Annotated in this window: 20 protein-coding genes; 11 read left to right on the top strand and 9 right to left on the bottom strand. The window is 41.6% G+C overall.

Annotated elements, in window-relative coordinates; translation table 11 throughout:
- Nucleotides 1-108 precede the first annotated feature (108 nt).
- The gene (locus AB4128_RS05720; RefSeq protein ID WP_055023511.1) at nucleotides 109-1,053 is read left to right on the top strand and encodes a LysR family transcriptional regulator; all 945 of its coding nucleotides are present in this window, start codon (nucleotides 109-111) and stop codon (nucleotides 1,051-1,053) included.
- Nucleotides 1,054-1,095: 42 nt separating this feature from the next.
- Here AB4128_RS05720 and AB4128_RS05715 read toward each other — a convergent pair whose 3' ends face one another.
- Nucleotides 1,096-1,791, bottom strand: coding sequence for an outer membrane beta-barrel protein (locus AB4128_RS05715; RefSeq protein WP_372037227.1), 696 nt, complete (start codon nucleotides 1,789-1,791; stop codon nucleotides 1,096-1,098).
- Between the two features lie 241 nt (nucleotides 1,792-2,032).
- Between AB4128_RS05715 and AB4128_RS05710 the strand changes: the two genes are divergently transcribed.
- The 4 genes from AB4128_RS05710 (at nucleotide 2,033) to AB4128_RS05695 (ending at nucleotide 10,081) form a co-directional block, all read left to right on the top strand.
- The gene (locus tag AB4128_RS05710; protein ID WP_162928418.1) at nucleotides 2,033-3,142 is read left to right on the top strand and encodes an efflux RND transporter periplasmic adaptor subunit; all 1,110 of its coding nucleotides are present in this window, start codon (nucleotides 2,033-2,035) and stop codon (nucleotides 3,140-3,142) included.
- Nucleotides 3,139-6,195 (top strand): efflux RND transporter permease subunit, encoded by a 3,057-nt coding sequence (locus tag AB4128_RS05705; RefSeq protein ID WP_372037226.1) that lies wholly within the window; start codon nucleotides 3,139-3,141, stop codon nucleotides 6,193-6,195. Before AB4128_RS05710 ends, AB4128_RS05705 begins: the two co-directional genes overlap by 4 nt.
- Nucleotides 6,182-7,654, top strand: coding sequence for an efflux transporter outer membrane subunit (locus AB4128_RS05700; RefSeq protein ID WP_372037225.1), 1,473 nt, complete (start codon nucleotides 6,182-6,184; stop codon nucleotides 7,652-7,654). The genes AB4128_RS05705 and AB4128_RS05700 overlap by 14 nt, the downstream gene beginning before the upstream one ends.
- Nucleotides 7,655-7,762: 108 nt before the next feature.
- Nucleotides 7,763-10,081: a patatin-like phospholipase family protein gene (locus AB4128_RS05695; RefSeq protein WP_372037224.1), complete on the top strand. Its 2,319-nt coding sequence runs from the start codon at nucleotides 7,763-7,765 to the stop codon at nucleotides 10,079-10,081.
- A gap of 80 nt (nucleotides 10,082-10,161) precedes the next feature.
- Here AB4128_RS05695 and AB4128_RS05690 read toward each other — a convergent pair whose 3' ends face one another.
- Nucleotides 10,162-10,770, bottom strand: coding sequence for a hypothetical protein (locus AB4128_RS05690; RefSeq protein WP_372037223.1), 609 nt, complete (start codon nucleotides 10,768-10,770; stop codon nucleotides 10,162-10,164).
- 71 nt (nucleotides 10,771-10,841) lie between these two features.
- Nucleotides 10,842-13,043, bottom strand: coding sequence for an LruC domain-containing protein (locus AB4128_RS05685; protein WP_372037222.1), 2,202 nt, complete (start codon nucleotides 13,041-13,043; stop codon nucleotides 10,842-10,844).
- Nucleotides 13,044-13,886: 843 nt separating this feature from the next.
- Between AB4128_RS05685 and AB4128_RS05680 the strand changes: the two genes are divergently transcribed.
- The 4 genes from AB4128_RS05680 to AB4128_RS05665 all read left to right on the top strand — a co-directional run bounded on the left by AB4128_RS05680 (nucleotide 13,887) and on the right by AB4128_RS05665 (nucleotide 17,288).
- Nucleotides 13,887-14,399, top strand: a complete 513-nt coding sequence (locus tag AB4128_RS05680; protein WP_282167627.1) for a hypothetical protein — start codon at nucleotides 13,887-13,889, stop codon at nucleotides 14,397-14,399.
- Nucleotides 14,400-14,892: 493 nt separating this feature from the next.
- On the top strand, nucleotides 14,893-15,711 hold the full coding sequence (locus AB4128_RS05675) for a GNAT family N-acetyltransferase (protein ID WP_372037221.1): 819 nt from the start codon (nucleotides 14,893-14,895) through the stop codon (nucleotides 15,709-15,711).
- Nucleotides 15,712-15,845: 134 nt separating this feature from the next.
- On the top strand, nucleotides 15,846-16,691 hold the full coding sequence (locus AB4128_RS05670) for an AraC family transcriptional regulator (protein WP_055023519.1): 846 nt from the start codon (nucleotides 15,846-15,848) through the stop codon (nucleotides 16,689-16,691).
- A gap of 126 nt (nucleotides 16,692-16,817) precedes the next feature.
- Complete coding sequence (locus AB4128_RS05665; RefSeq protein ID WP_225442111.1) at nucleotides 16,818-17,288, top strand: N-acetyltransferase; 471 nt, start codon at nucleotides 16,818-16,820, stop codon at nucleotides 17,286-17,288.
- Nucleotides 17,289-17,478: 190 nt separating this feature from the next.
- On the opposite strand, the gene AB4128_RS05660 is transcribed toward AB4128_RS05665, so the two are convergent.
- From AB4128_RS05660 to udp, 5 genes are all read right to left on the bottom strand, one after another.
- On the bottom strand, nucleotides 17,479-18,582 hold the full coding sequence (locus AB4128_RS05660) for a glycosyltransferase family 4 protein (RefSeq protein ID WP_372037220.1): 1,104 nt from the start codon (nucleotides 18,580-18,582) through the stop codon (nucleotides 17,479-17,481).
- Nucleotides 18,583-18,886: 304 nt separating this feature from the next.
- Nucleotides 18,887-19,831 carry an SPFH domain-containing protein gene (locus tag AB4128_RS05655; RefSeq protein ID WP_055023521.1) on the bottom strand — a complete coding sequence of 315 codons (945 nt, stop codon included), beginning with the start codon at nucleotides 19,829-19,831 and terminating at the stop codon, nucleotides 18,887-18,889.
- Nucleotides 19,831-20,766, bottom strand: a complete 936-nt coding sequence (locus tag AB4128_RS05650) for a slipin family protein (RefSeq protein ID WP_065109351.1) — start codon at nucleotides 20,764-20,766, stop codon at nucleotides 19,831-19,833. Before AB4128_RS05650 ends, AB4128_RS05655 begins: the two co-directional genes overlap by 1 nt.
- Before the next feature lie 128 nt (nucleotides 20,767-20,894).
- Nucleotides 20,895-21,365 (bottom strand): NfeD family protein, encoded by a 471-nt coding sequence (locus AB4128_RS05645; protein WP_055023523.1) that lies wholly within the window; start codon nucleotides 21,363-21,365, stop codon nucleotides 20,895-20,897.
- Between the two features lie 336 nt (nucleotides 21,366-21,701).
- Complete coding sequence (gene udp / locus AB4128_RS05640) at nucleotides 21,702-22,460, bottom strand: uridine phosphorylase (RefSeq protein ID WP_055023524.1); 759 nt, start codon at nucleotides 22,458-22,460, stop codon at nucleotides 21,702-21,704.
- 306 nt (nucleotides 22,461-22,766) lie between these two features.
- Here udp and AB4128_RS05635 point away from each other — a divergent pair, with 306 nt between their 5' ends.
- Nucleotides 22,767-22,976, top strand: a complete 210-nt coding sequence (locus tag AB4128_RS05635) for a YdcH family protein (protein ID WP_055023525.1) — start codon at nucleotides 22,767-22,769, stop codon at nucleotides 22,974-22,976.
- Between the two features lie 95 nt (nucleotides 22,977-23,071).
- Here AB4128_RS05635 and AB4128_RS05630 read toward each other — a convergent pair whose 3' ends face one another.
- On the bottom strand, nucleotides 23,072-23,533 hold the full coding sequence (locus AB4128_RS05630) for a hypothetical protein (protein ID WP_372037219.1): 462 nt from the start codon (nucleotides 23,531-23,533) through the stop codon (nucleotides 23,072-23,074).
- Nucleotides 23,534-23,816: 283 nt separating this feature from the next.
- Here AB4128_RS05630 and AB4128_RS05625 point away from each other — a divergent pair, with 283 nt between their 5' ends.
- Nucleotides 23,817-24,650, top strand: coding sequence for a mechanosensitive ion channel family protein (locus AB4128_RS05625; RefSeq protein WP_055023527.1), 834 nt, complete (start codon nucleotides 23,817-23,819; stop codon nucleotides 24,648-24,650).
- Nucleotides 24,651-24,880: the final 230 nt, after the last annotated feature.

Here is a 24,880-nt window from a genome sequence, read left to right as displayed (position 1 = left end):
TAACCCAGTTCAGGTGTGAGCTAACCAGCGAAAAATAGCCTCTGCATTGACAAGTAAATCACCCACTTATTACACTGATTGTGCGTGTCACTCATATAAGACCACACTATGCACATCAATGATTTAGAGTTATTTATTGCCGTAGCCAAATTAGGCAGTTTTTCCAAAGCAGCTGAATCACTTGATACCCGACGGGCATTAGTCAGTCGTCGTATTGCCGACTTAGAAAAACACCTCGGTGCGCCACTCTTTATCCGCACCACTCGTGCAATGTCGTTAACCCCCAACGGTGAGCAATTTCTTGAACAAGTAGAGCCTTTGGTTAATCAGCTTCGAAATGCAGCTCATGTGATGCGCAACGATCAAGCTGAAGTCCAAGGACGAGTGAGAATTGGCCTTATTCCATTCACTGACAGATTGCTAGATAAATACATCGCAGAGTTCGTCACTAAATACCCTAATGTTCAGTTAGATATTTTTATGGTGAATGGGGGTTATAAAGAGTTGGCGCGACTCGGGCTAGATTTTGTATTGGATACTGGGACGCTTGATGACAGTGGGTTTATTGCTAAAAAACTGGGCACTTTGAACCTTAAATTATTTGCATCGCCGCTCTACATAGATAAAGCCGCTGACATTCATGATGTCACCGATTTAGAGCATCATTCATTTATTGGCAGTCGTTCAATCAATGGCATGGTCGACACCAAACTTAAAATGGGCGATCAAACCATTGAGGTCAAATACAATATCATCACCAACGAGCTGAATTCTTTATACAGCTTTTGTTTGGCGGGTGCGGGGATCTCAATGCTACCTTATAGTATTGCAGCTGAAGCCATTGCATCAGGTAAACTCGTCAGTGTGTTACCTGAAATTGAATCGACTCCCATCGACACATTCTTAGTCTATCCAAGTCGTAAACATATGACTGCAGCAGCTAAGTTATTTGCCGACACCATTGTTGATATGGCCACGTCTCTTATTGAAACCGAAACGGGCTATTACAAGGATGCTAAAAACGATGCCAAAACAGAATTAAAAAAGGCATAAGCGACGACCCTATGCCTTTTGGAGCGATTAACCCGCGTTGACTTAGAACTTGTAATCTAAGGTTAAGTACACTTGCTGGCTGTTATCAATATCAACGCCATTTTTACTGTAGTCTTGTTCTAAATAACGGTAACCCAAGTCAGATGAGAAATGTTCGTTCCATTGGTAGGTGACGCCCGCTTGACCACCCCAAGTGAAATCTGCTGACGCCTTACCAGCGACTTTATTATCATTACCACCCGCTGTAACACCCATGAATAACTGCGTATTTTTGGCGACAGGGATCAGATAGTCATAGGACACTAACCAAGAATATTGCTCGTGCTTATAATCTTGCTCACCAATAGAAAACTTGTCTTCCATGTAGCTGAAAGTACCTGTAACACGATGTTGTTCGTTAATAACGACACCTGCACGCAGAATAATAGGTAATCCATCAGTATCTTTAATAACATCACCATTAATGGTGTCTGTTTGATAGCCTGTACCTGCACCAATAAAGTAATCCACATCTGCCGCTTGCGCATTGGCAACCATCAAAGAAGAGCAAAGTGTCGCCGCTAATATTGTGTTAATTTTCATCATAGTCACCTCGTCAAATACAATCATTAAATGGGCTCTAGATATCTTGTGTAATCCAGATGCACTCACTGTACTTAGGCTGGCTTGCATTGAGAAGATGACAAAACACAGACTCTTAGTCCCCAAAAAAGAGACAATTAATATGATGTTATCCATGTTACTGCTTTGATAAATTGATATTACCCTCAAGTGAATAACAACAAACTATAGAATAAAAACCTGAAATTATAAGCAAATAAACCATACCAGCCGTTATTAAATTCAATAGCTCATCAATTTATTTAATCCTTAGCATATTTTGATTGTCTCATTTTATGAGTAAGTGAAACTACTCATATACCGCTACTTAATAAGTGAATATCTGAATAAACTGCCCTCATTAATTATGAGGTGTTCCATGAAAATGAAAAAAATCACTAATCTGACTCAACTTGCACTTATTACTGCGATGGTCAGTGGCTGCAGTCAAGACGCTACAGTTGCAGATAAACCAACTCAACCAGTTTCTGTCATTGTTATCGGTGAAAATAACCAAAACCATGACTTGCGCTTTTCAGGTGTATTAGAAGCCCAAGAAAAAGCACGTCTTGCATTTAGAGTGGCTGGAACCCTAATTGAAATAAACGCTGCACAAGGTGATTACGTAGAAAAAGGACAAGTGATTGCCCGTCTTGATCCCCATGACTACCAAGTCAGAGTGGCAGAGCTGGAAGGCCGTTTAGCTGAAGCGAACGCAAGTTACTATCAAGCTAAAAATGAGTTAGACCGCACCCAGATGGCGACCACAGACAATGCCATGTCTGATGTCAGCTTAGATCGTGCTAAAACAGGGGTAGCAAGAGCCAAGGCTGCCGTCACTGTTGTCGAGCAAAATCTAAAACAAGCTAAAGATGCCCTTAACTACACCGAACTTGTCGCGCCATTTAGCGGCATTGTAGGTCAACGCTCATACGATAATTTTGAACAAGTTTCACCTGGGCTTGCCTTTGTAACCTTGCATCAACCAGAAAAATTACAAGCCATTATCGATATTCCAGAAACGATGTTACCTGCGTTTTCTCAAGGCCAAGCTGCCAGTGTATTCACTAATGAAACCAATGGTGCTGCAAGTAATGGCAGCAAGGCGCTTAACGGCACAGTGATCGAAATAGCCAGTATCCCAGATAGTATTAAACGCACCTTCTCGGCGACCATTGCACTTAACGAAAAGCAAGATCATCTCTATCCAGGCAAAGTGGTCAATGTACGTATTGCAGATCAAACCCTCGACAACAACAGCATTTGTTTACCAGCAAGTGCGTTAGTCAGTCGTCAAAACATCACTCAAGTGACCAAGATTGTTGATAGTAAAGCGGAGCGTGTTGATGTGAACGTCATTAAACAAGGTCGCAACCATATCTGTGTTCTGGGTGATATCAAGATTAATGACACAGTCATTGTGGCAGGAAGCGCCTTTATTCATGACGGGAAAGTCGTTGAGAATATCATTTCTGTGAGAGGTTCATGATGAATTTAGCTGAATTTGCCATCAAGCAGCGAGTGTTCGTGTGCTTCTTTACCGTGCTATGCATCATTGCAGGTATCTACTCTTATTTTGACTTAGGTAAACTTGAAGACCCATCATTTACCGTTAAAACGGCTGTTGTGGTGACGCTCTATCCAGGTGCTTCTGCATCGGAAGTTGAAAACTTGGTAACAGACAAAATAGAAACCAAGCTACAAGAAATGAGTTCATTAGACACACTGCGCTCATTATCTCGTCCAGGTATGTCGATGATTTTTGTCGATCTACATTCGACCGTATCATCAGAAAAACTGCCACAAGAGTGGGATTTACTGCGCCGTAAAGTCAATGACGTAAAACTCAGTTTGCCGCTCGAAGCCCAAATCAATATCGTCCAAGACGAGTTTTCTGAAGTGTACGGAATGCTCTTTGCCATTCACAGTAACGATGCCAGTTTGCAGCAACTTAAAGATTACTCAAAAGAGTTGCAGCGCCGCCTAAAAGAAGTCGATGGCATTAAGAAAATTGAACTGCACGGCGTTAGAGATCGTGTCGTTAATGTTGATATCAGTGATGAACGTATTGCTGAGTCAGGATTGTCGGCCGCCCAAGTGTACAATCAACTGGTTAGCCAAAACCTGCCTATCGATGCTGGTAATTTCGATATGGGTATTGAACAAGTACGTGTTGAGCAAACAGGCAGCTTTACCAGCATTGAAGATATCAAAAACCTCACCATTAAGTCGGGTGTTGGCCCTATTTCAAGTGGGTTAATTCGTTTAGGTGATATCGCCGATATTTACTATGACTACCAAACACCTTCACTAACAGAAAGCCGTTTTAATGGTGAACAAGCCATCACATTAGCGGTCAGCCCAGTTAACGGGATTAATGTCGTGTCGCTGGGCGACACCCTCAAAGACGTGATCAGTCAGTACCAATCTGAACTGCCATTAGGTGTGGATATTAGCACTATTGCTTTTCAGCCTGATGAAGTACATAAGTCGATCACAGGTTTTATTAACAACTTACTTGAAAGTATCGCCATTGTGGTGGTGATCCTAATGATATTCATGGGGTGGCGCAGTGCATCCATTGTCGGTGCAAGCTTATTAATGACCATCCTGTTCACTCTGATTTATATGAACCTGACTTCAGTTGACTTACAGCGAGTATCAGTGGGGTCATTTATTCTTGCACTGGGTATGTTGGTTGATAATGCCATTGTGATTACTGATATGTTCGTCAGTAAGCTCAAAGCAGGTAAAGCACGTTTTGAAGCCGCTAAAGCATGTATTGGCGAAACTGCATTACCACTGCTTGCTGCGACCGTCATTGCCATTATGGGGGCAACACCTGTCATTTTCTCAACGACTGATGCCGCTGAATTTGCCGTATCTGTGGTGCAAATCCTTGCCAGCTCATTATTGCTGTCTTGGGTTGTGGCAATGACAATTACCCCGCTGATGTGCTGGGCATTCATTAAAGCGCCAGAACACGACAGCGAAAAAGCACCGAGCGCCGCTGCCACTAAATTTAAAGCAGCCATTACATGGACTGTCGCCAACCCTAAATACACTATCGCCATTATTATTCCGTCGCTTATCGTGACATTACTGGCGACGCCAATGGTGAAAGTCAACTTTATTCCGACCTCAGACAGAGCCATGGTGTTTGTGGATTACTGGTTACCTAACGGCAGCCGTATTCAAGATGTCTCACAAGACATGACGCAAATTGAGCAATGGCTATTAGCTCGCCCTGAAGTAGAAAGTATTTCTACTTCTATCGGCGCCAGTGCACCACGCTTTTCGGTTACGGTAGAGCCAGAACCATTAGATGGCAGTTATGGCCAAATCTTAATTAATACCCATAGCTTTGAGGACATTGAAACATTAGTGGCTGATGGCGATGTATGGTTATCAAAAACCTTCCCGCAAGCACAACCACGTTTTCGGGATTTAAAACTGGCCACATCAGATAAATTTAGTATCGAAGCACGTTTTTCAGGTAAAGACCCTCTCGTGCTAAAACAGCTGTCAGATCAAGCGCAAGTGATTTTAGATCAGCACCCTCATACTCGTTATGTACGTGATGATTGGCGTCAAGAAAGCAAAGTGATTCACCCGATTATTAATCAAGAGCAAGCCCGTCTTGCTGGTATTAATCGTGCCGATATTGCCTTAGCGATAAAACGCGCCAGCGACGGGATTACTTTAGGCCAAATACGTGAGCACGACACCTTAGTGCCAATTGTATTGCAGTCATCAAATGCCAGCTTAGACGATCTTGGCGATATCCCTGTTCGATCCATTGTCGGCTTGCATAGTGTGCCTCTTTCCCATGTGGTTGATGGTTTTGAAATGCGCGGTGAGCAAAGCATGATTTGGCGCCGTGATCGTGTGCCAACCATTACCGTACAAGCCGGTGTATTAGGCGACACAATTGGTAATGTGCGTAATGAAATCGCCGCTGAGATTGAAGCGATTGAATTACCACCGGGTTACAAAATGGAATGGGGCGGAGAATACTCTGAAGAGCGTGAAGCCATTGACGACATAATGACTCAAACACCTAAGTCATTCTTAATCATGGTCATTATCTTGGTGCTGTTATTTAACGCCTTTAAACAGCCATCCATCATTTTGATCACCTTACCTCTGGCCTTTATTGGCGTGTGTTGGAGCTTAATTTTATTCGACAAACCATTTGGATTTATGGCGCTAGTCGGGGCAATCGCTTTATCTGGAATGATCATTAAAAACGGCATTGTGCTAATGGATCAAATTGAGCTTGAACGTAAAAATGGTGCTGAATTAGACGACGCCATTATTCACTCAACCCTCAATAGAACCATGGCGATTTCGATGGGTGCCCTGACGACAGCATTAGGAATGGTACCGCTATTGTCTGACTTATTATTCGATCAAATGGCTGCAACTATTATTGGTGGCCTTGCGGTCGCAACTGTACTGTCATTATTCATTATGCCAGCACTGTATAAATTGTTTTTTAAACGCCAAGCACAACAGGAGTTAACTCATGAAAATGCGTAATATCTCATTAGTCATCGCCCTTTTACTTGGCGGTTGTAGCATGACACCTGACTACCAAGCCCCTGAAACCGTCGGGCTAGATCACGTCTACTTACATGCAGACAATACCCAGCAAATTGAAACCGATATGTGGTGGAAGAATTTCAGTGATCCACAACTCGATCGTTTAGTTGAAGAAGTGCAGCAGCAAAACATCAGTATTCAAATTGCTGCAGAGCGAATAACCGCAGCGCAGTCTTATGAATCAATGGTGTCATCGCTAAAAATTCCGACCGTTAATTTAGGGGCGGGAGCTGTGGATTACCGCTTATCAGAAAACGACTCATTATCGGGCCCTGCTATAGGCGCCCAGATGATTGACAAAGATCATCAAGCCCTGATGGTTGGCGCAAATGTCAGTTGGGAAATTGACTTATTTGGTCGTTTAGATGCATTAAGCGATGCCGCCAATATTCGTGTTCAACAAGCAGAAATTTTGTCTCAAGGCGTTAATACACTGATTACCGCCGATGTGGTACACAACTACCTGCAATATCGTGGGGCGCAAGCTCGTCTAGCCATTGCTCAACGTAATATTCATGAGCAACAACAGACCTTAGAAATGGTACAAACCTTAGTCAATAGCGGCTTTGGTTCAGAACTAGACTTAGCCAGTGCTCGTGCAGCACTCGCTACAATCTCTGCTAGCCAAACCCTATTTGAAACGGCTGAGAAAGTGCATTTATATCGCCTTGCAACGCTATTAGGCCAACACCCGAGTGACATCATCAATCGTTTTGACGCCGCCCCACTGCCAACAGTCACAGGCCAAATCCCGACAGGAATGCCATCAGACATCCTTAAACGACGCACTGATATTGCATTAGCAGAGCGAGAAATGGCGGCCATTAATGCTGAACTCGGTGCCAGTATCGCCAATCAATATCCGCAGTTTTATCTGACTGCAAGCCCTGCTGTGATTGCTGATAGCGCAGATGATTTATTCAGCTCAAACTCTGTTGGATGGGCTGCTGGATTAGGGGCAAAGTGGACAGTGTTTGATGGCGGGCGCAGCAGCGCAATGGTCGATATGCAACAAACTCGTTTTAAGCAAGCCAGTTTGCGTTACGAACAGGCAGTCAATGCGGCATTTAATGAAGTTGAAACCACATTAATGAGCTACGGCAATAGTTTACGTTTTTATCAACAATTAGAGACTGCAGCCCAGCAAACCCAAACAGCTGTGGCAAAAGCCAATAGTTTATACAAAGCGGGCTTAATTGATTACATCCAAGTGTTGGATGCACAAAGACAAGATAACACCATGCAAGATGCACTTGTCACAGCGCAGCTGAACATTGCGTCAAATGTCATTTTGGTCAACAAAGCCTTAGGCGGAGACTGGAAAGTGAAGCCATCAACTGATGACAACACCCAAAAAGACACCGCAACAGGCAAGCAATCAATCCTGACCGATTGATCACACCCCCTAAGCCTCACAGACCACTGTTTCCCCCATTTTTCGGTGGTTTGTGAGCACCCAAATCTTTTCAACCCTAATTCAATCATTCCAATTTAAAGGTTTCTGATGCGTCAATTCCTATTGCCCTTGTTTAACGTCAACCTAGCGAAAACCTGCCTAGCTTGGCTAGCGGCAAGCTGTATTTGCATCAGTCACATGGTAGGCGCAAACTCATTAAACCCAGTAAACACTCACCCAGATGCTCAACCTGAGCCATCACCTAGACCCACCGTCGGTTTAGTACTCAGTGGCGGCGGAGCAAAAGGGTCAGCCCATGTGGGCGTAATACGGTATTTAGAGCAACAACAAATTGAAGTCGACTATATTGTCGGCACCAGTATTGGCGCTTATGTTGGCGGCTTATACGCATTAGGCTTTAGTGCAAACGACATCGAAACCATCATGCTCGGCTTAGCGTGGGAAAGTGGTTTTAACGATAATGTGCCAAGACAATCATTACGCTACCGTGATAAACAAGATGTCGACCGCTACAACATGCCATTTGAATTAGGCCTACTTGATGGCCAATTACTGCTCCCCAAAGGCCTACTTAGGGGCCAAACCATGGGCAACCTTTACCTGGATTCATTTGGCGCTATCGAAAACCAAGCCAGCTTTAATGATCTCGCAACGCCTTTTAGCGCGATAGCAACCGATATCTCCACAGGTGAAGCTGTGGTGCTAAACCAAGGTAATTTACTTAAAGCAATGCAAGCTTCCGCCACGGTACCCGGCATATTACAGCCCACCGTGATTGATGGAAAATCCTTAGTTGATGGTGGCATTGTAAGTAATTTACCCGTTGAAACCGCTAAAAATATGGGGGCAGATATTGTTATTGCCATCGATATTGGTGCGGATTTATCAGCCCAAGAACAGCTCAACAGCGCTATTGCTATCGTCGGCCAATTAAGCACCTTGATGACACGCGCCAATGCCGTAGCGCAAATTGCGACACTGAATAAGGCTGATATTTTGATCCGCCCAGATATCAGTAACTTTGACACCACCGACTTTAGCGCTTTAGCCAGTGGATTTGAACTTGGACAACAAGCGGCCTTAATGCATAAACAACAACTGCAACCATTGGCCTCTGATGCTGACAGTTTTAGCCTATATCTCTATAAGCGAGCGAATTTTAAGCAAGACATTCTTGCGTTTCAACAAGCGCCTATTGAGCAAATTCGTTTTAATAATCAGTCATCAACTTCAACTGCACTGATTAAACAAAAACTCGATATTGATAACGGCGATCAAGTGAGTTCAGATGCACTAATCGAAGCCGTTGATCGGGTTTATGCCATCAATGACTTTGAAAAAGTCACACTCGAATTTGAGCAAGAAAATGATCAAAAAGTGCTGGTAGTTAACACAGAAGAAAAGAGCTGGGGTCCTAACTTTTTCGATATTGGCTTTAGCTGGCAAGAAGACTTTGAGAATACCTCAAATGTCGCGTTGGATTTGGCTTATCAAATTAATCATATTGCAGATACTGATGCCCAAGTTCGCTTTGAGCTGACCACAGGCAAAGATAAATTATTGGCAACCGAGCTGTATTTACCCTTGGACGAGCTTGAACAGTTTTATGTAAAAGGCCGTTATCAATATCAACAGCAACAACAAACCTATTATGAGCAAGGGCTCTTGTTACTGAAAACCACCCATAATGCCCATCATATATCCGCAGCTTTAGGTTACTCACCAATAGATAATATGGTGATTGAGCTTGGATTATATGGCGAATCGGGCGATATGGAGGGCCCGCAATATCCGCAACTAAATTTTGATTATGATGCTCATGGAGGCGGCATTCATGTGGGTTACGACAGCTTAGATAGTTATAGCTTTCCATCTAAAGGCATGCTGATTGAGGCCAATGTCATTTGGCATAAAGACAAGTTAAGCATGGACGAAAACAGCATGCTAACGTCAAATTCTAGCACTGACTCAGCCACTGAGTATCAATTCAGTTTTAAAAAGGCCAGCAGTTATCAGCACCACACCTTGATTGCCAAAGTCGATTTAGCAGGCGTTGATACTGAGGAATTTAGCCTGTTACATACACAAAATCTGGGGGGCTTTTTGAATTTATCTGGTGAGTCGAATGATGCCCTTGTTGGCAGCCAATTAGCTTACGGTGCGCTTATTTACCAGCGCCGCTCAGATTGGCAAATACTCAATAAAAATGTCCCTGTTTATATGGGATTATCAGTTGAAGCGGGCAATGTTTGGCAGTTAAAGTCTGAGCGCGATATGAATGACTTAATCTACGCCGCAAGTGTATTTGTGGGCACTGAAACAGACTTTGGCCCTGCTGTATTTGGTTTCGGAGTTAATGACTTACACCACCAATCTTTTTACTTAACCTTAGGTAAACGCTTCTAACACTGCGTAAAATCGAAATGACCATTGCCAAAAAAGCCCGCAATAAAGGGGCTTTTTTGGCTTTATTAATATTCATCAATTTATATGGCACCAATAGTCAAGGTTTGCTCCTCTGCCTCCATATCATATGACCACATTTGATAAATAGGATCTGAACCATCGTAAAACCACACCACTGCCACTAAGTTTTGCTGATGGTTTGCCACTAATAGCGCTTCATTTAAGCTACCTTCATCTAATGCGCCACGTAATAAGCATGACTCAAAGTTAACCGTCACTTGGGCACCATTTTGCTCATATTGGTCACATAACGAAAAATAACCTCGCTGCGTAGACTCAAGCGCCACATCAATATCCAGATTAAAAGCCGCTTGTAAGTCAAAATCAGCATCAACAATCAGATCATCAATTGACGTTGCAGGTATCGTTGGCTCCTCAGGCGTTTCAGGATCCGTTGGTGTTTCTGGCGTCGTTGGCGTCGTCGGTGTTGTTGGTGTCGTCGGCGTCGTTGTTGTGGTGGTTGTCGCTGGTGTTGCAGCCACTGGCGCTGGAGAGCTGTCATCTCCGCCCCCCCCGCCACCACAGGCAGTCAGTAATGTGAGTAACATTGTCGCCGCTACCGTTACACCTTTATTCGACGTGATTAACATTGCATTTTTAGCCGTAGTTGTTTGAGTTAATGTGTTCATAATATTCACCTTAAAATTCCGTTTATGACTTAAGTTAATTGGGTTTGCAGTTATGCGATTCATCGTGACTTTTAGTCTTTAAAAATCAAAGAATCTTGTGCATTTAGGTACCAGTAAGGTTTAGTCTCACCAGTTTCGTCTGCAGCAAATTCAATAAACTCAATGTAAGCACTATCAACACGTTGGTTTTCTGCAGGATGCTGCCATGAATCAGGTACTTCAATCGCCCAGCTCATGCCGTTTTGATCTTGGAAATACTGACCTTGTGAAGCCGCTGACGCATCGTCATGCATGCCTAAAAAGCGCGTATCAAACAAATCAGTTGGTGCTTTATTTTTCAGATGGATTTCTAATTTACGGCCAGGGTTTTGCCCATCAGTAATATTCTTCGCCGCTAAGCCATGATCTGTACCTGGAGTGGCAAAAATAAATGGGTCATAAGGAAATTCAGGCATGTCATCGACATGAACCGAATCAATAAATGGCACGGTCATTTGCCATGTCGCACGATACTGAGTACCACAACCCGGCTCTGTTCTGAAGTATAAACAGCCGTTACCTGGCGTAGCGTGCTGCCATAAATCTTGACTGAACAGTAATACCGCATTAGTTTGATTTTCTTCTAATGGCGAGGTGGTTTGTTTCACCCCTTGCATGCTCCACTCAATCGCAGACTCTTGCACATTACCGCGTCCCACATCAGGCAGTTGCACCGCAAAGCCGTTATGGTAAGCAGCGCCCATGGCCACTAACTGCGCATCAAATGCCACACGACGCACCATGTCATTTTTACTGAACTGGCTAATACGTAATTGCATCACCACATCATTCATATCAAAGTCACCTTGGTTCGGATATAAATCCTCATAAGCCAGCGTGGTGTACTCAGAAGAAGATGGGTAATAACTGATCGTGATACCCGTTTCAGTGACTGTAATTGGGTAATCCTCTACCTCACCATCACTCACACCACCAGTAGGCAGTAGATCAGCAACCGAACTTAAACGAAATCGTGCCCATGTCTCACCGGTTTTAGCCCAATTTGGGACATCAATTGATAAGGTGGTTGTTCCCGCATTTAATGAACGAGCAGCAATCACTTTTTCGTCAGTATCAAACTCGCCATTTTGGTTCCAATCAATCCAACCATTTAAAAATGCCGCATCACCTTGGGTTGTGACAATCAACATCGCATTTTCGCCGATTTCAAACCCTGTAGGCATACTGATACCGTCATCATCATCGATACCATCACTTTCATCATCAGATAATGGTGCTGGATAACCGTCTGATTCATTATCAACGACACTACCCAATTTCATATTGCCAACAATTCCGTGGCGAGCACCATTTGAGTCTATTAAGGTGCCGTAAGTGTCCGGCGCATCACCAAAATCAACACTGTCTCCTACTGGCACTTCGGCAAGCGCACAACGCGCACCGTCATTAGAAGTAGAAGAAGGACCATAAGAGAAAAGTTCAGCTTGTGGAGTATCAGCATCAACGTTGACTTTAAATACATTACCGTCACCGTTGTTACTCAAGTATAAGTTGCCATCTGGATCAAAGAACTGCGCACCAAAGGTAAAGCTACCACTGTCTTTGGTGATAACGGTTCCAATAGTTTCTGATGCACCACTACTTGGATCAATTTTGATTAATTTACCTGAACTACCATTGGTAACGGCATATAAAAAGCCATTGGTTGGATGGAATGCAAAATCGGTAATATTGTAAGTGGCATTATTTTTACTGCCCGGCACAATGTTCATAGGATGGTCATTACCATCAAGCGGTACGGTAAATAACCCTTTACCTTTACGGTAGCCGTACCAAACGTTTTCGTTAATGGCGACGTCACCAACATAAAAGTTTTGATTAGCTGCCGCGCTGTCTTTGGTGATTGTTAATGGCTCTACTTGGTAATCTTTACCCACTTTACCGACTGTGGCATTTTCGTAATCCCAACCGTAGAGGTAATTATCAAGATAACTAAAACCCACACCGTTGAGTGCTTTGTTAATCCCCATATCTGGTGACAATACAGTATAACTACCTGTACCAAGTTCAACGCCAAAGGTCTTTGGAATACCCGATGGCGTTTGCACGATAAAGGCTTCCGTCGGACAAGCATCAAATGCTTCAGCAGCATGGGTATTAGCACTAAATAGCGCCATGCCAGTGCCAATAGCAATACTACTGAAACCAAGAATATTGATGATTTGGGCGTTCAATGAATTTACATTATTTGCTTTTACAGTTGCTGTTTTCATATTGCATCTCGCTATTCGTTATCAGGATGTAACGGTATAATGCACAGCGAATGCCAACTTTTATTACCATTTAAATACAGCAACTTACATAGTCAACAAAGATTTTTATTATGGCTAAAATGCATTCTGCAACGCATTCTGATTTTGAGAAGATGGGTGTTTATAACGCCAATCTTCGTATGAATTAAGGTCAAAGTCTTGGGGCTTCGCCCACACCAGGTTTAATGGTGCTTTCTCTATTTCCAAACTCCGTTTGGATTAGCACCACGACTTTGATCTGCTAAAAATGAACCCAAACGATATATACATAAACGAAATATGTATGATGCAAACAGTGTAACTAACTCTAATAATTTGATAATTCTCAATTTAAAGTAATAATCCTTTTTACTGACACTTTTATCAGGTAAACACACTTTGTTTTAAGATATTAATAATCAATCAGTATTTACATCAATAAGATAGAAAATATAGGATGGCATTAATCTATAATTTAAGCTGCAGACGTTAAACTATGAGCCGTTCAATAAGCTGTTGTATGCAAATAAGGAGTTTAAAAGTGCGTAAACTTATTGGCTTTGATAAAAAACACATTGAATGCTTGGGGTTATAGATATAAACCTTCTTAATACTCAAATTCAGGAAATTGAGAATGATGGATGGAAAATAATTTCGGTTACAGCAAACACAGCATTGTTAGGCAAGATTATGTCTTTTACCATCTTGATAGAATCTCCAGAAACCTAAATCAGTGGGGGGCAGAGTAAACTTAATTACAAGCAGTCCGAAAGATGACTCGCTGGTACTCCTAAATTTCAGCTGTTTCGGACATTAGGCATCACTATGAAAATCACTCTATCTATTTTACTACTCATTATGTCAGCAAATAGTTTTGCAACCGATGTGAAGCTAGGAAATCTACAGCGATATGGCACTTCTCCGCATCTGGAGCTATTTCTAATGCCAAGCGGAGGCAATAGCATAGCTGAAGTTTTCGAAGTAATTACTTATCGTGAGCGCGAATTTACAGTCCGTCTCATTGGCCAGTCATCTGAATTAACCAATCAAGAGCTGCTAACCTTTTATCAAACTCATTACCCAATCGAGCTAGAGGCTGCATTTAAATCTTCAGGCAATATGCATAACCCCGCAATAAGCGGAGTGAGAGATAAGTTTCCGGAAGCGTTGAAGTCTACGACTATTTTCAAGCAGTTACTTATCGAATTAAATAAACTAGGGTATGAAGTGACTAACATTGAGTTTGAAAAATTTACCGCATATAAAAAACATGGCATATCAATACCTGATGTCTATATAAGAGTGGTAAAAAGTCCCAAGCAAGACGAGGTAAATTAGCCCTACGCACAGTTATTGCCACGAATGGACAGTATTTTTATAAGTGGATATATAAAACCGTACTAAAAGATCAAGATAAAATACGCACTGTTTTAAAAAGTAATGACCTGTACATTTAGCAATGTCTTCTTTCCAGCAAAGCTGTCAGGACGATAAACAGTTGTTTTTGCTTCTGCACCGCCTATGTTAGCCAACACATTTTAGCTCATTATTGTGGACGTTACTTTATATCCACTTGCCATATATTCTCTAATGGGGCGCATCAATTTAAGCGCTTTAACTCTAATAAGCTTTTGTCCATAAGCGAACCACGGCGTTTGCTTCATTTCGTTACTCACCCAATTCAATTACATCAAAAGTAAAATTATTCAACCTTGTCGTTTTTATTCAATCTTAACGCTCTTAGCTTGATTACTATTTATCCCATCCAGAACAGCGCTCATGACTAAAATAAGCCTTTGTTCGTCATTTATAATTTAACCCGGTAACAGTAATGATAGACATTAAACCAATCGATAAGCTGGAAAGTATCAGCCAACTTAAAGCACAGTATTTTGCGCTATCAAGTGCTCCGCTAGATGGTATGTGGCATTTTGGCTTTGTGCCTATGGCGAGTCACTTTGGGTTTTATGAGCAAGATAACTTAGTCGGCTTTTGCTGTATTAATGATGAAAATTATTTACTGCAGTTTTACCTTGCCCCTGAAGCGGAAACTGATGCCAAAGCCCTATTTCGTTTTATTGCGCAGCAACAAAGCCAAGTCATCAAACAAGTAAAAGGCGCTTATGTGAGTACAGCGGAGCCACACTATTTGTCTCTTTGTATGGATAACTCAACACAATTTGCAGTGAGCGCCTTGATGTATCAGCAGCTTGTTCCAGTTAACAATAATGTGACTACGCTTACTTTAGCTTTAGCAAAACCAGAGCAATTGCAGCAATTTGTTGAGTTTGCCGCCACCAATATCGGCGCACCAGAGCAGTGGGTATCGGGTTATTATGGCAATCTAATTAGCCGTAAAGAGTTATTTGGTTATTGGCAAAATGGTGAATTGTTGGCAACAGGCGAATGTCGTTTATTCGATGAATATCAGACCGAGTATGCAGACTTAGGCATGATAGTAGCGCAATCTCATCGTGGTAAAGGCTTGGCGACTCAGGTGCTTTCAAGCTTGATTAACTTAGCCAATGATCGAGGTTTAACTCCTATTTGCTCAACTGAAATTGGCAACATCGGAGCACAAAAGGCCATTGAACGAGCAGGCCTAATGCCACAGAACCGCATTGTTCAAATAGCGTTTGAAGCAAAATAATGATTGCTATTGTTAATCAGGTTTAGCGAGTATCACTTTGTGATTGGCACTGTGATTCTCGCCTTATTTCTTGTTGTATTAGCCGCGATGTGACATATAGTGATAAGTCATATTTTAACAAGGTTAATCTGGTTATGATCCATTGGTTGCGCTCGCCTAGTTCCCCTAGCATTGCTAAATATGTGCAATGCTATTGGTTAATTGAAAAACGCCCAGATGTGAATAGCCATAACTATCCAAAGCTTAACCCTGATCCTGCTACACATTTAATTATCTCGCCGGCAAATCAAGCCTACCGCTACGATACCAGTTCTGGTAGCGAAGCAGGCAAAGGTAGCCATTGGTTATACCCTCATCAAAATACATTCGAACTCGATCATTCACAGCCATTTATCCACCTTGGGGTTAAATTTCATATAGGTGCGCTTTATAGCTTGCCTGAATTTTTCGGTAAGACACTGCCACTTGATACAGTAGAGCAAGTCCAAGGGACGACATTGCTCACTGAACGTCAGCTCAATGAAGATGCACTGATGACTATGGCGAGAACGGATGCTGCCTTATGTTGTCAGCAATTAGATGCGTTATTAATGCCCTGGTTTGAGCAATGCACTGAAGATCAACATAGTAAGATTACCCGTAAAGCATTACATCACCTTGATGACAGCATTATATCTTCACTCGGAGAACAACTTCATTGCTCACAGCGTACATTGGAAAGAAGTTTTCAGCGTGTGACAGGACTAACGCTTAAACAATGCCAATCGATGAATAAACTTGAAGCTATGTTGGAGTATCTTTATCAACGCTCATCTGCCGAGCTTGATTGGGCTGAAATCGCGCTTAACTTCGGCTTTAGCGACCAACCTCATTTGATTCGGTATTTAAAAAAACAATTAGGTTTTACCCCTAAAACTTATGAAAAAGAGCGTGGGCTTACCATTGATATTTATGGTGGCGTGAGTTCTATCTCAAGCTGATATTGTCGGAAATATTCAATCATTCATCGCAGGCAACTTTTATAGTGTGGCTAACATGCTTAAAGTATCAATTATCACTGACTTGTAGATACAGCAACTCACGACACTTACGTTATAAAGACGTCAATGACACTAAACTTAGCACTAGCATTAAGGGCTGAAACACAAATGATAAGAGTAATGCGAGAACAGGATCTAGATAGTGCCGTCGCTATCTGGCTGACAGCATCAATCAAAGCACATAGCTTTGTAGCGGAAGAATTTTGGCAATCGCAACAGCAAAATATGCGTGATGTATATCTTCCTCATAGCGAGTCTTGGGTTTATGAAGACAATGGCCACATCCTCGGTTTTATTTCATATTACGAGGGCAGTATTCCAGCCATTTTTGTGGATCCTCAATCACAATCTAACGGGATCGGAACCCAGCTGTTAGATACGGTAAAAAACCAATATGAACAGTTAACATTAACCGTTTACGCTGAAAACGAAAAAACACACCAATTCTATCTTCGCCATGGCTTTAGTGATGTGGGCAAGTGTATTTGCGAACACACAGGGCAAAAGCAGCTTGAGATGCGCTGGATACGCGCCTAGTTATAAGTCGTTATGACTAACTATCTATGATTAAGTAGCTTTGATTAAGTCGCTTTGATTAAGTAGCTATGATTAAGTAGCTATGATTAAGTCGCTCGAAATCTTTGGGGGCATGTTGTTCTATCACGTGAGGGTAGAACGCTTGTTTAACGCTATAATTTTCCTTCCAGAAATACATCAAAGCGAACATTTAATGACGCTTATCTTCCAGCAACTGCTTAAACAAGTTTTTCCATGCTTGCTGTAGCTCAAACCATTGTTGCTCTTTCCAATGATTGATATAGCCAATATTGGGAACAGGTGGATGTATTGAAGCCGTTTGAGACAGAAATTGATTAATTGCATCGGCAATAGATTCAGCGCTAACAGGCTCAGAAATAGGATGAATAACAGGAAGGTTTTCCCCTTGATTAACATCGCATGCAGCATGCTGGCTAACTTGATCTCCTAAGCCATCAACTTGGCTTGAGATAATTGTTTTATTCATTGCCAATGACTCAATAAATATTAGCCCAAAGGGCTCCCAGCGAGATGGGATAACCACAGCATCAACTTGATTTAAAAACTCCGGGACACGTTCAACTTTCCCCACAAACTCAACATTCGCAACGCCACCAGCTAATTGCTCTAGCTCATCGCCCAAGGGGCCTTCACCCGCTATTTTGAGTAAACAAGGTTGATTAATTAGCGACATCGCCTTTATCAATAAATCAAAGCCCTTTTGATAATGAAAACGCCCATAAGCGGCTATAACAGGCACTTTTATGTCAGCGGATGTTTTATTAACATTGCTTTGTTCAGCGTCGATTGCGGCGTTATTTAGGTCGTTAAATTTAGGAATAAACCCACTTAAATCACGTCCTTGGCCTAATAAATTGATCTTATTTTTTGGCACTAAATCATGGTTAAGCATCCAAAACTGCTGTGAAGGCGCAATGGCAATTACCCTGTCCACTAGCCAATAATTGAGTTTAAGCATCCAGTAAAAACGTTTAGGAGACTGAATTTGCGAGCGCACAAAGCTTGCGCTGTAGTGATGTTCTTGCAAGACGAATTTTGCCTTGGGGTGCCGTAATGTAAATATGAAAATATTGAACAGATTTCGCCAATTTGAAGCACCATGTAAGCAAATGATATCCGCTGTTGAATTCAAAGAAACCGGCTTTGAAAAATCCACATATTTGATGTCGAATTCAAAGTCGTGTTGCAATGTTGAGCCACATAAGCTTTGAAGCGCAAAATTAACGCCGCCCATGTTTGGATCGTCAACACAATGCAATACTTTTGGTTTCACTCTCACCTCTTATCTACAAGGGCATGCCATAACACGTTTATTCACTGACACTCTATTCATCTCGGTTATCACGACTTAACCTAATGCACTCATCATAAACATAACCTTATCTTATTGATTTCGCAAAATTTGAATGACTCATTAATCAGTTAGTCAATCACGTTTTGAGTCAGTTTTAGCCACTTATTCGGCTATGTTGCCGCTATTTAAGCAGCGATTTGAGCAGTAATTATACCCGCCACGGTATTTGCTATATAAAAAAGGCTAGCACTGCTGCTAGCCTCTCCCTTAACGAATCAAACAACTATTTTTTAGCCTTAAATTCGTCTTCAAGACCCATGGTCGTCATCCATTGCTCGAAATTAATCAAGTTAGCCGGTAATACCACTCGGTTATCGGCATCACTTAACCCTTCAAGTTGCTTGAAGTATTGCTCACCTAATTGCAAACGCAGTGCGCTGTGTCCGCCAGGTTTTGAAATAACGACAGCCAGACGCTCAATCGATTCAGCGGTCGCTTTAGCAAGGGTTAAAATCTCTTCAGCCTTACCTTCAGCTTCGTTAATACGGCGTTGCATCTCACCTTCTGACAAGTTAATGGTTTCAGCCATAAAACCTTCAGAGCGATTAATCTTACTTTGTTTATCACCTTCACTTTTTGCCAATAAAGCACGACGCTCACGCTCAGCATTTACTTGCATTTCCATGGCATTTTTAACTGTTTCTGGCGGGGTGATGTTTTTAATTTCATAACGATGAACTCGAATACCCCAAATCGCTCCAGCTTCATCAAGCACTTCAACCACTTTGGCCGATATAATATCGCGCTCTTCGAAAGTACGGTCTAAATCCAGCGTACCAATAACGGAGCGTGTGGTTGTTTGTGCCAATTGAATTGCTGCATAACGATAATCAGTAATCCCGTAACTCGCTTTAACGGGGTCCACCACTGAGATATAGATTACCCCGTCCACTTCAACATTGACCTCATCACTTGAGAAACATTCCTGTGGAGGAACATCAATAGTTTCTTCTTTCAAATCGTGGATATAAGCCACTTTATCAATAAAAGGCACTAAGGCATGAAAACCTGCATCTAGTGTGTTGTGATATTTTCCTAAGCGCTCAACAATGTAAGCAGACTTAGTAGGCACTAATCGAATTGACTGAAATAACTTCAATACAAATATTAAAAAGATTGCGCCCCAAATGATCATCACGATGAAATCTGTATCAACTCCGTTTAACATTATCGTGCTCCTTTTGTGGCTGATGATGGTTTAGCTACGGCGTGGGTCACTTGCTCCATACCTTCAAAAAAGCCTTCTAATTTAGCCATTTCAGCAGGTACTACCGACACTTGAGACTCAGACAAAATGTTACCCACTTGGCTAATAAACTGCTCTTTTAGCATCATGTTCATCGCATCATTACCGCCTTCGTTAGCCAGTGCAGTACAAATCATATCCATGCCTTCTGATTTGGCTTTAGCAATGATGGTAATTTCTTGCCCTGAACCAATTGCTTCGTTGATCCGTTTTTGTTTTTGACCTTCTGACAAGTTAATCGCCTCTTGGCGTTCACCTTCTGACATGTTGATCATGGCCGCTTTTTCGGCGTTCGCTAGGGTAATCTCTGCACGTTTACGACGCTCTGCTTCCATTTGCTTTTCAAGCGTATGAATCACATGAATAGAAGGAGTGATGTTTTTGATCTCATAACGCAGCACTTTGATTCCCCAAGGATCGGATGCTTTATCAATCTCACGTACAATCGATTCATTCAAACTGTCACGTTCTGAGAACGTTTGCGATAGGGTTAATTTACCAATTTCTGAACGCATGGTGGTTTGTGCAAGGTTAACTGCAGCGCGGCGATAATCTTCAATACCGTAACTGGCTAACTTACCGTCCATGACTTTTAGGTACACTAAGCCATCAACTTCTAATTGAGTATTATCTTTTGAAATACAGCTTTGCGGTGGGACATCAAGTACTTCTTCACGGGTATCGTGACGGTAAGCAACTCGGTCAACAAAAGGCACTAAAAAATGAAATCCCGGTTGTAATACGGTTCTAAATTTACCTAAACGCTCAATCACATTGACCTCACGCATCGGTACAATCAACATGAGTTTATACAAGATAAAAACGATGAATAAAAATGCTATGGTTAGTTCAAACATACTTCCCCTTCCTTTTGAAAATAATATTCAAGCCAATAATGAGCATGGCTTTAATATGACTTTATCCGTGATTTTTTATTAATTTGGCTTACGGTTTTGCGCTTTTGAAATGCACATATAGCGCCTCGTTAAGGCGACACTTCAGTTTCGATATATGGCTCAACAATTAACGCGATGTTTTCACGGCAAATAATACGCACTTTGCTACCTGACTTAATCTCACTACCGTCGCCTAAGGCTGGCCATTCAGTGCCTGAATAAGTCACCCGACCTTCTCGTTCACCAGGACCAATATCAGCCTTTACCGTGACAATTTGATTATATAAATCCATTTCTTCGTCGGTATTATCCACGTGAGCATCCCCTCCAATCATTCGTTGAGTGACATGACGAAAGCTCAGAAGTAATACAATTGAAGTGATAAACCACAGGGTAAAACTTTGTGTAGCGCCATCAACAACACCTGTAAATAGTGCAGCCGCAACGATGACACAGGCTGTGCCGAGTAAGATAACGATGCCCCCGGGAACAATAATTTCCGCGAACATTAAGATGAGACCAACAATTAACCAAATGCTGGTTGGATTTGAAAACTCCATATACCCCCCTGTAAACACGTTATCATAGAATCCTTTAAGCTATTAAACCCTGATCCAACCCAGATTTTAGGCAGGGAGTTTATAGTCTTGATAACCATTGGAATGCTAAAAGCACTTTGACAATATCTGTACTGTTCACACCGATTAAGATAAGGGTTAACAACACGACATATTATGTCAACAATACAGTAAAATGACTAAATTGCAATCATATTCCACACTGGGACACGTTCGTTTACATTAAAAACACTGCGCAATTTACCAAACACAACCAATAAAAAAGGTGCCTAAGCACCTTTATATTCAAACAGTTAAGTTAATTTATAAACTTAACGATTACGCCATGAGTTTTCGAGCAGCATCAACTACGATAGTAATTGCACTGACTTCGGTTTTCTTCATCATCGCTTCGTCAGGGATCTCTTGTTGAGTACGATTCACAATCACACCTGCAACGCAGGCTGCGCGCCAACCTTGTGAAGCACACATAGTAAATAGCGTCGCTGATTCCATTTCGTAGTTTAATACACCCATCGCTTGCCACTCTTTCATTGAGCCAACAAAACGACTAGTCACTCGGCCTGAAACGGTATCGTAACGCTCTTGACCTGGGTAGAAGGTATCGGATGACGCTGTAATACCAACATGAGGCTCTAAGCCATAATCACGACAAGCGGCAACCATTGCTGTTGTACAATTGAAGTCTGCAGCTGCTGGGAATTCAAGCGGAGCGAAATGTAAGCTCGCGCCATCTAAACGTACCGATGCCTGAGTCACAATCACATCACCAACATTAACTTGAGGCTGAATCGCACCAGTGGTACCGACACGCAAGAATGTGGTCACACCAAGTTGTGCTAACTCTTCAACCGCAATTGAAGTCGAAGGACCACCAATACCAGTTGAACAAACCACCACAGCTTTACCATCGATATAAGCAAGATAACTGGTATATTCACGGTGACTGGCTAGAAACGTTGCGTTGTCCATTAATTCAGCAATTCGCTTAACACGCTCTGGATCGCCCGGAACAATTGCCGTTGTTGCGCCATCAAGCATTTGCTTGGTTAAACCTAAGTGAAATACGTCGGCCATGTTGAAAACCCCTTTCATTATTGAATATAAAATCCTAATTATGTCGACTTTACCCCACTATTAGCTCAGTTAGGGTTAACTCGATCACATAAATCTTGATACTTATAAAACGCTTGTTGTGACAAATTTACAAATGCCAATACCAATCTCTAATTTAGCGCACCATAAACTACCTGAAACTCAATAGTCAATTTTAGTTTATATTCAGTAATAACAAGCATTTTAATAATAATTGATCTTGGTCACGATACTGGCTTAAAAGTCGGCGTAATTTGGTATTAACAATAGAAAAAAAGGAGCCCTTCTATGTTTCCAGAGTACCGTGATTTAATCAGTAAATTAAAAACCACCAATGCCCATTTCTCAAAGATTTTCGATGAGCATAATCAGCTAGATGAACAAATTAAACAGTACGAACAGCACTACAGTAGCGATACCACTCCCGAGCTTAAAATTCTCAAATCCAAGAAATTGCATTTAAAAGAAGAAATTTTCTCAATGCTGAAAAAGCATTAACGCTGACACTTTTATCAATTTTCAGCCAATAAAAAAGGACGCATATGCGTCCTTTAATATTGTCAGGCATCAGTGAGATGCCATCGAGTTTGTCATTACTGAGAAATAGCTTCAGTAATAGCTCCACTTGAATCAAAGTGCTCAATGCTAACGACATTGAATTTATCTAATTTGATGACTGACGCCATGTCTTTTTCTGATGGGAAAGTTGCTGTGACATCACCTTCACGATCTAACCCCATTGAAAAGGGTAAGTCTTTCATTTTTGGGATAGCGACAAATCTAGCAATAAGAGAAGGCATACCGCTGATATCAGCAATATAAACTAAGTTCTCTGGTTGTTTTTCAGCTGGCAATGATTCAAGCGATGCTTGAATAAGCTCGCCACCTTTCATGCCTCGGCTAAATAATACCCATTGAGTTTGTTCATTTACCACTAAAGGCTGCTCAAACTGATCTTCTAAAGTCACTGGTTCAATTTTATCATTCACAACAAACACCTCAGCTTGTGCTGTCGTCATAAACAATAAACTTGCTACAAATAAAATGGCTTTCATCTTGTTATTCCTGAAGTAGAGTACAAACCTTACCGTGAGGCAAAGTGATAAATGTAATTGCGCACTAAACTATACCTTCAATGTGATTTAACACCGATGAAATTGCATTGGAACCTTGAGGTATCTCACGGAATGGCATCATTGTTATGTATGAAATATGACTATTGCAATCAACTCACCTTTAAATGATTAAAGGTGTTAATAAACTCGACAAATTAGTGCTTTTTCGCAACACTATATTCAATGCATTCATGTTCCATCATTCACAGTAAAGAACACTATTATGAACGAAACAGGATTAGACCAAGAGCTAGCCCAACTGCAAAATGTTTACGATTTGCTCACCGAGTTTATTGTGCAATATAGCTTCCAGATTGTTGGTGCCGTAATCATCTTTTTAATTGGTGTATGGGTTGCGAATAAAGTCTCTAATGTCGTTACGAATCAATTCGAAAAACACAATATTGATGTCACCCTAGGTAACTTTGTTTCGAACTTAGTCAGAATCACAATTATCGTGATGGTGGCAATCATTGCCCTTGGTAAGCTAGGTATTAGTGTCACTCCAATGGTAGCAGCAATTGGTGCGGCATCATTAGGTGCAGGTTTAGCACTTCAAGGCATGCTGGCAAACTACGCTGCAGGGGTTACCATTATCGTGACTCGCCCTTTTGTGATTGGTAACACTATCGAAATCCAAGGGGTTTCAGGTGTGGTGCAAAAAATCCAGTTGGGCTTAACGATACTGACTAATGAGGAAGGCGAGCTAATTAGTATTCCTAATAAGCATATCGTCGGTGAAATTTTACATAACTCTCAAGAATATAAATTGGTCGACACTAAATTTAATATTGATTATCAAACCGACCCACAACACGTCATTCAACTGATTGCTCAAGCCCTACAAACGCAAGACAATATTAATCAGTCTCGCCCGCCTCAAGTAGGTATTAATGACTTCAACAGTATTGGTATGGAAATCGGCGTACGTTACTGGGTGCCAACTAATAGCTACTATGACGACAAATACCAAAGCAACTTGGCCATTATAAATGCCTTAAAAAATGCTGATATCACGATTCCTTGTCCGGTTAGAGAAATCCATTTACAACAGTAAACTTTAGTTGTTTCCATTAATTAGCGTTCAGCCAGAATAATTGCACTCTGGCTGAATAGGCTATTTCAAACAGTGCTAACTAAACTGGTATCATTTTTAATATCAAAACCTTAACGACTTACCTACTCTACTTTCTCCCATTGGTTACCTCATCTGGCAAACAACACTCTTGTCTTTAAAAGCAAGTTAGACAATACAAAATGTCGTCAAAACTTGACATGAGCAATATT

Origin of the sequence: Shewanella sp. 10N.286.52.A9 (genome assembly GCF_041468985.1) — a bacterium.
Lineage (GTDB): Bacteria > Pseudomonadota > Gammaproteobacteria > Enterobacterales > Shewanellaceae > Shewanella > Shewanella japonica.
This window is presented reverse-complemented; position numbering and strand designations above follow the sequence as displayed.

What these genes read in the sequence shown, in the direction of transcription:
- AB4128_RS05720 (WP_055023511.1), top strand. Translation starts at nt 109, where the DNA reads ATGCACATCAATGATTTAGAGTTATTTATTGCCGTAGCCAAATTAGGC.
- AB4128_RS05715 (WP_372037227.1), bottom strand. Translation starts at nt 1,791, where the DNA reads ATGGATAACATCATATTAATTGTCTCTTTTTTGGGGACTAAGAGTCTG.
- AB4128_RS05710 (WP_162928418.1), top strand. Translation starts at nt 2,033, where the DNA reads ATGAAAATGAAAAAAATCACTAATCTGACTCAACTTGCACTTATTACT.
- AB4128_RS05705 (WP_372037226.1), top strand. Translation starts at nt 3,139, where the DNA reads ATGATGAATTTAGCTGAATTTGCCATCAAGCAGCGAGTGTTCGTGTGC.
- AB4128_RS05700 (WP_372037225.1), top strand. Translation starts at nt 6,182, where the DNA reads ATGAAAATGCGTAATATCTCATTAGTCATCGCCCTTTTACTTGGCGGT.
- AB4128_RS05695 (WP_372037224.1), top strand. Translation starts at nt 7,763, where the DNA reads ATGCGTCAATTCCTATTGCCCTTGTTTAACGTCAACCTAGCGAAAACC.
- AB4128_RS05690 (WP_372037223.1), bottom strand. Translation starts at nt 10,770, where the DNA reads ATGAACACATTAACTCAAACAACTACGGCTAAAAATGCAATGTTAATC.
- AB4128_RS05685 (WP_372037222.1), bottom strand. Translation starts at nt 13,043, where the DNA reads ATGAAAACAGCAACTGTAAAAGCAAATAATGTAAATTCATTGAACGCC.
- AB4128_RS05680 (WP_282167627.1), top strand. Translation starts at nt 13,887, where the DNA reads ATGAAAATCACTCTATCTATTTTACTACTCATTATGTCAGCAAATAGT.
- AB4128_RS05675 (WP_372037221.1), top strand. Translation starts at nt 14,893, where the DNA reads ATGATAGACATTAAACCAATCGATAAGCTGGAAAGTATCAGCCAACTT.
- AB4128_RS05670 (WP_055023519.1), top strand. Translation starts at nt 15,846, where the DNA reads ATGATCCATTGGTTGCGCTCGCCTAGTTCCCCTAGCATTGCTAAATAT.
- AB4128_RS05665 (WP_225442111.1), top strand. Translation starts at nt 16,818, where the DNA reads ATGACACTAAACTTAGCACTAGCATTAAGGGCTGAAACACAAATGATA.
- AB4128_RS05655 (WP_055023521.1), bottom strand. Translation starts at nt 19,831, where the DNA reads ATGTTAAACGGAGTTGATACAGATTTCATCGTGATGATCATTTGGGGC.
- AB4128_RS05650 (WP_065109351.1), bottom strand. Translation starts at nt 20,766, where the DNA reads ATGTTTGAACTAACCATAGCATTTTTATTCATCGTTTTTATCTTGTAT.
- AB4128_RS05645 (WP_055023523.1), bottom strand. Translation starts at nt 21,365, where the DNA reads ATGGAGTTTTCAAATCCAACCAGCATTTGGTTAATTGTTGGTCTCATC.
- udp (WP_055023524.1), bottom strand. Translation starts at nt 22,460, where the DNA reads ATGGCCGACGTATTTCACTTAGGTTTAACCAAGCAAATGCTTGATGGC.
- AB4128_RS05635 (WP_055023525.1), top strand. Translation starts at nt 22,767, where the DNA reads ATGTTTCCAGAGTACCGTGATTTAATCAGTAAATTAAAAACCACCAAT.
- AB4128_RS05630 (WP_372037219.1), bottom strand. Translation starts at nt 23,533, where the DNA reads ATGAAAGCCATTTTATTTGTAGCAAGTTTATTGTTTATGACGACAGCA.
- AB4128_RS05625 (WP_055023527.1), top strand. Translation starts at nt 23,817, where the DNA reads ATGAACGAAACAGGATTAGACCAAGAGCTAGCCCAACTGCAAAATGTT.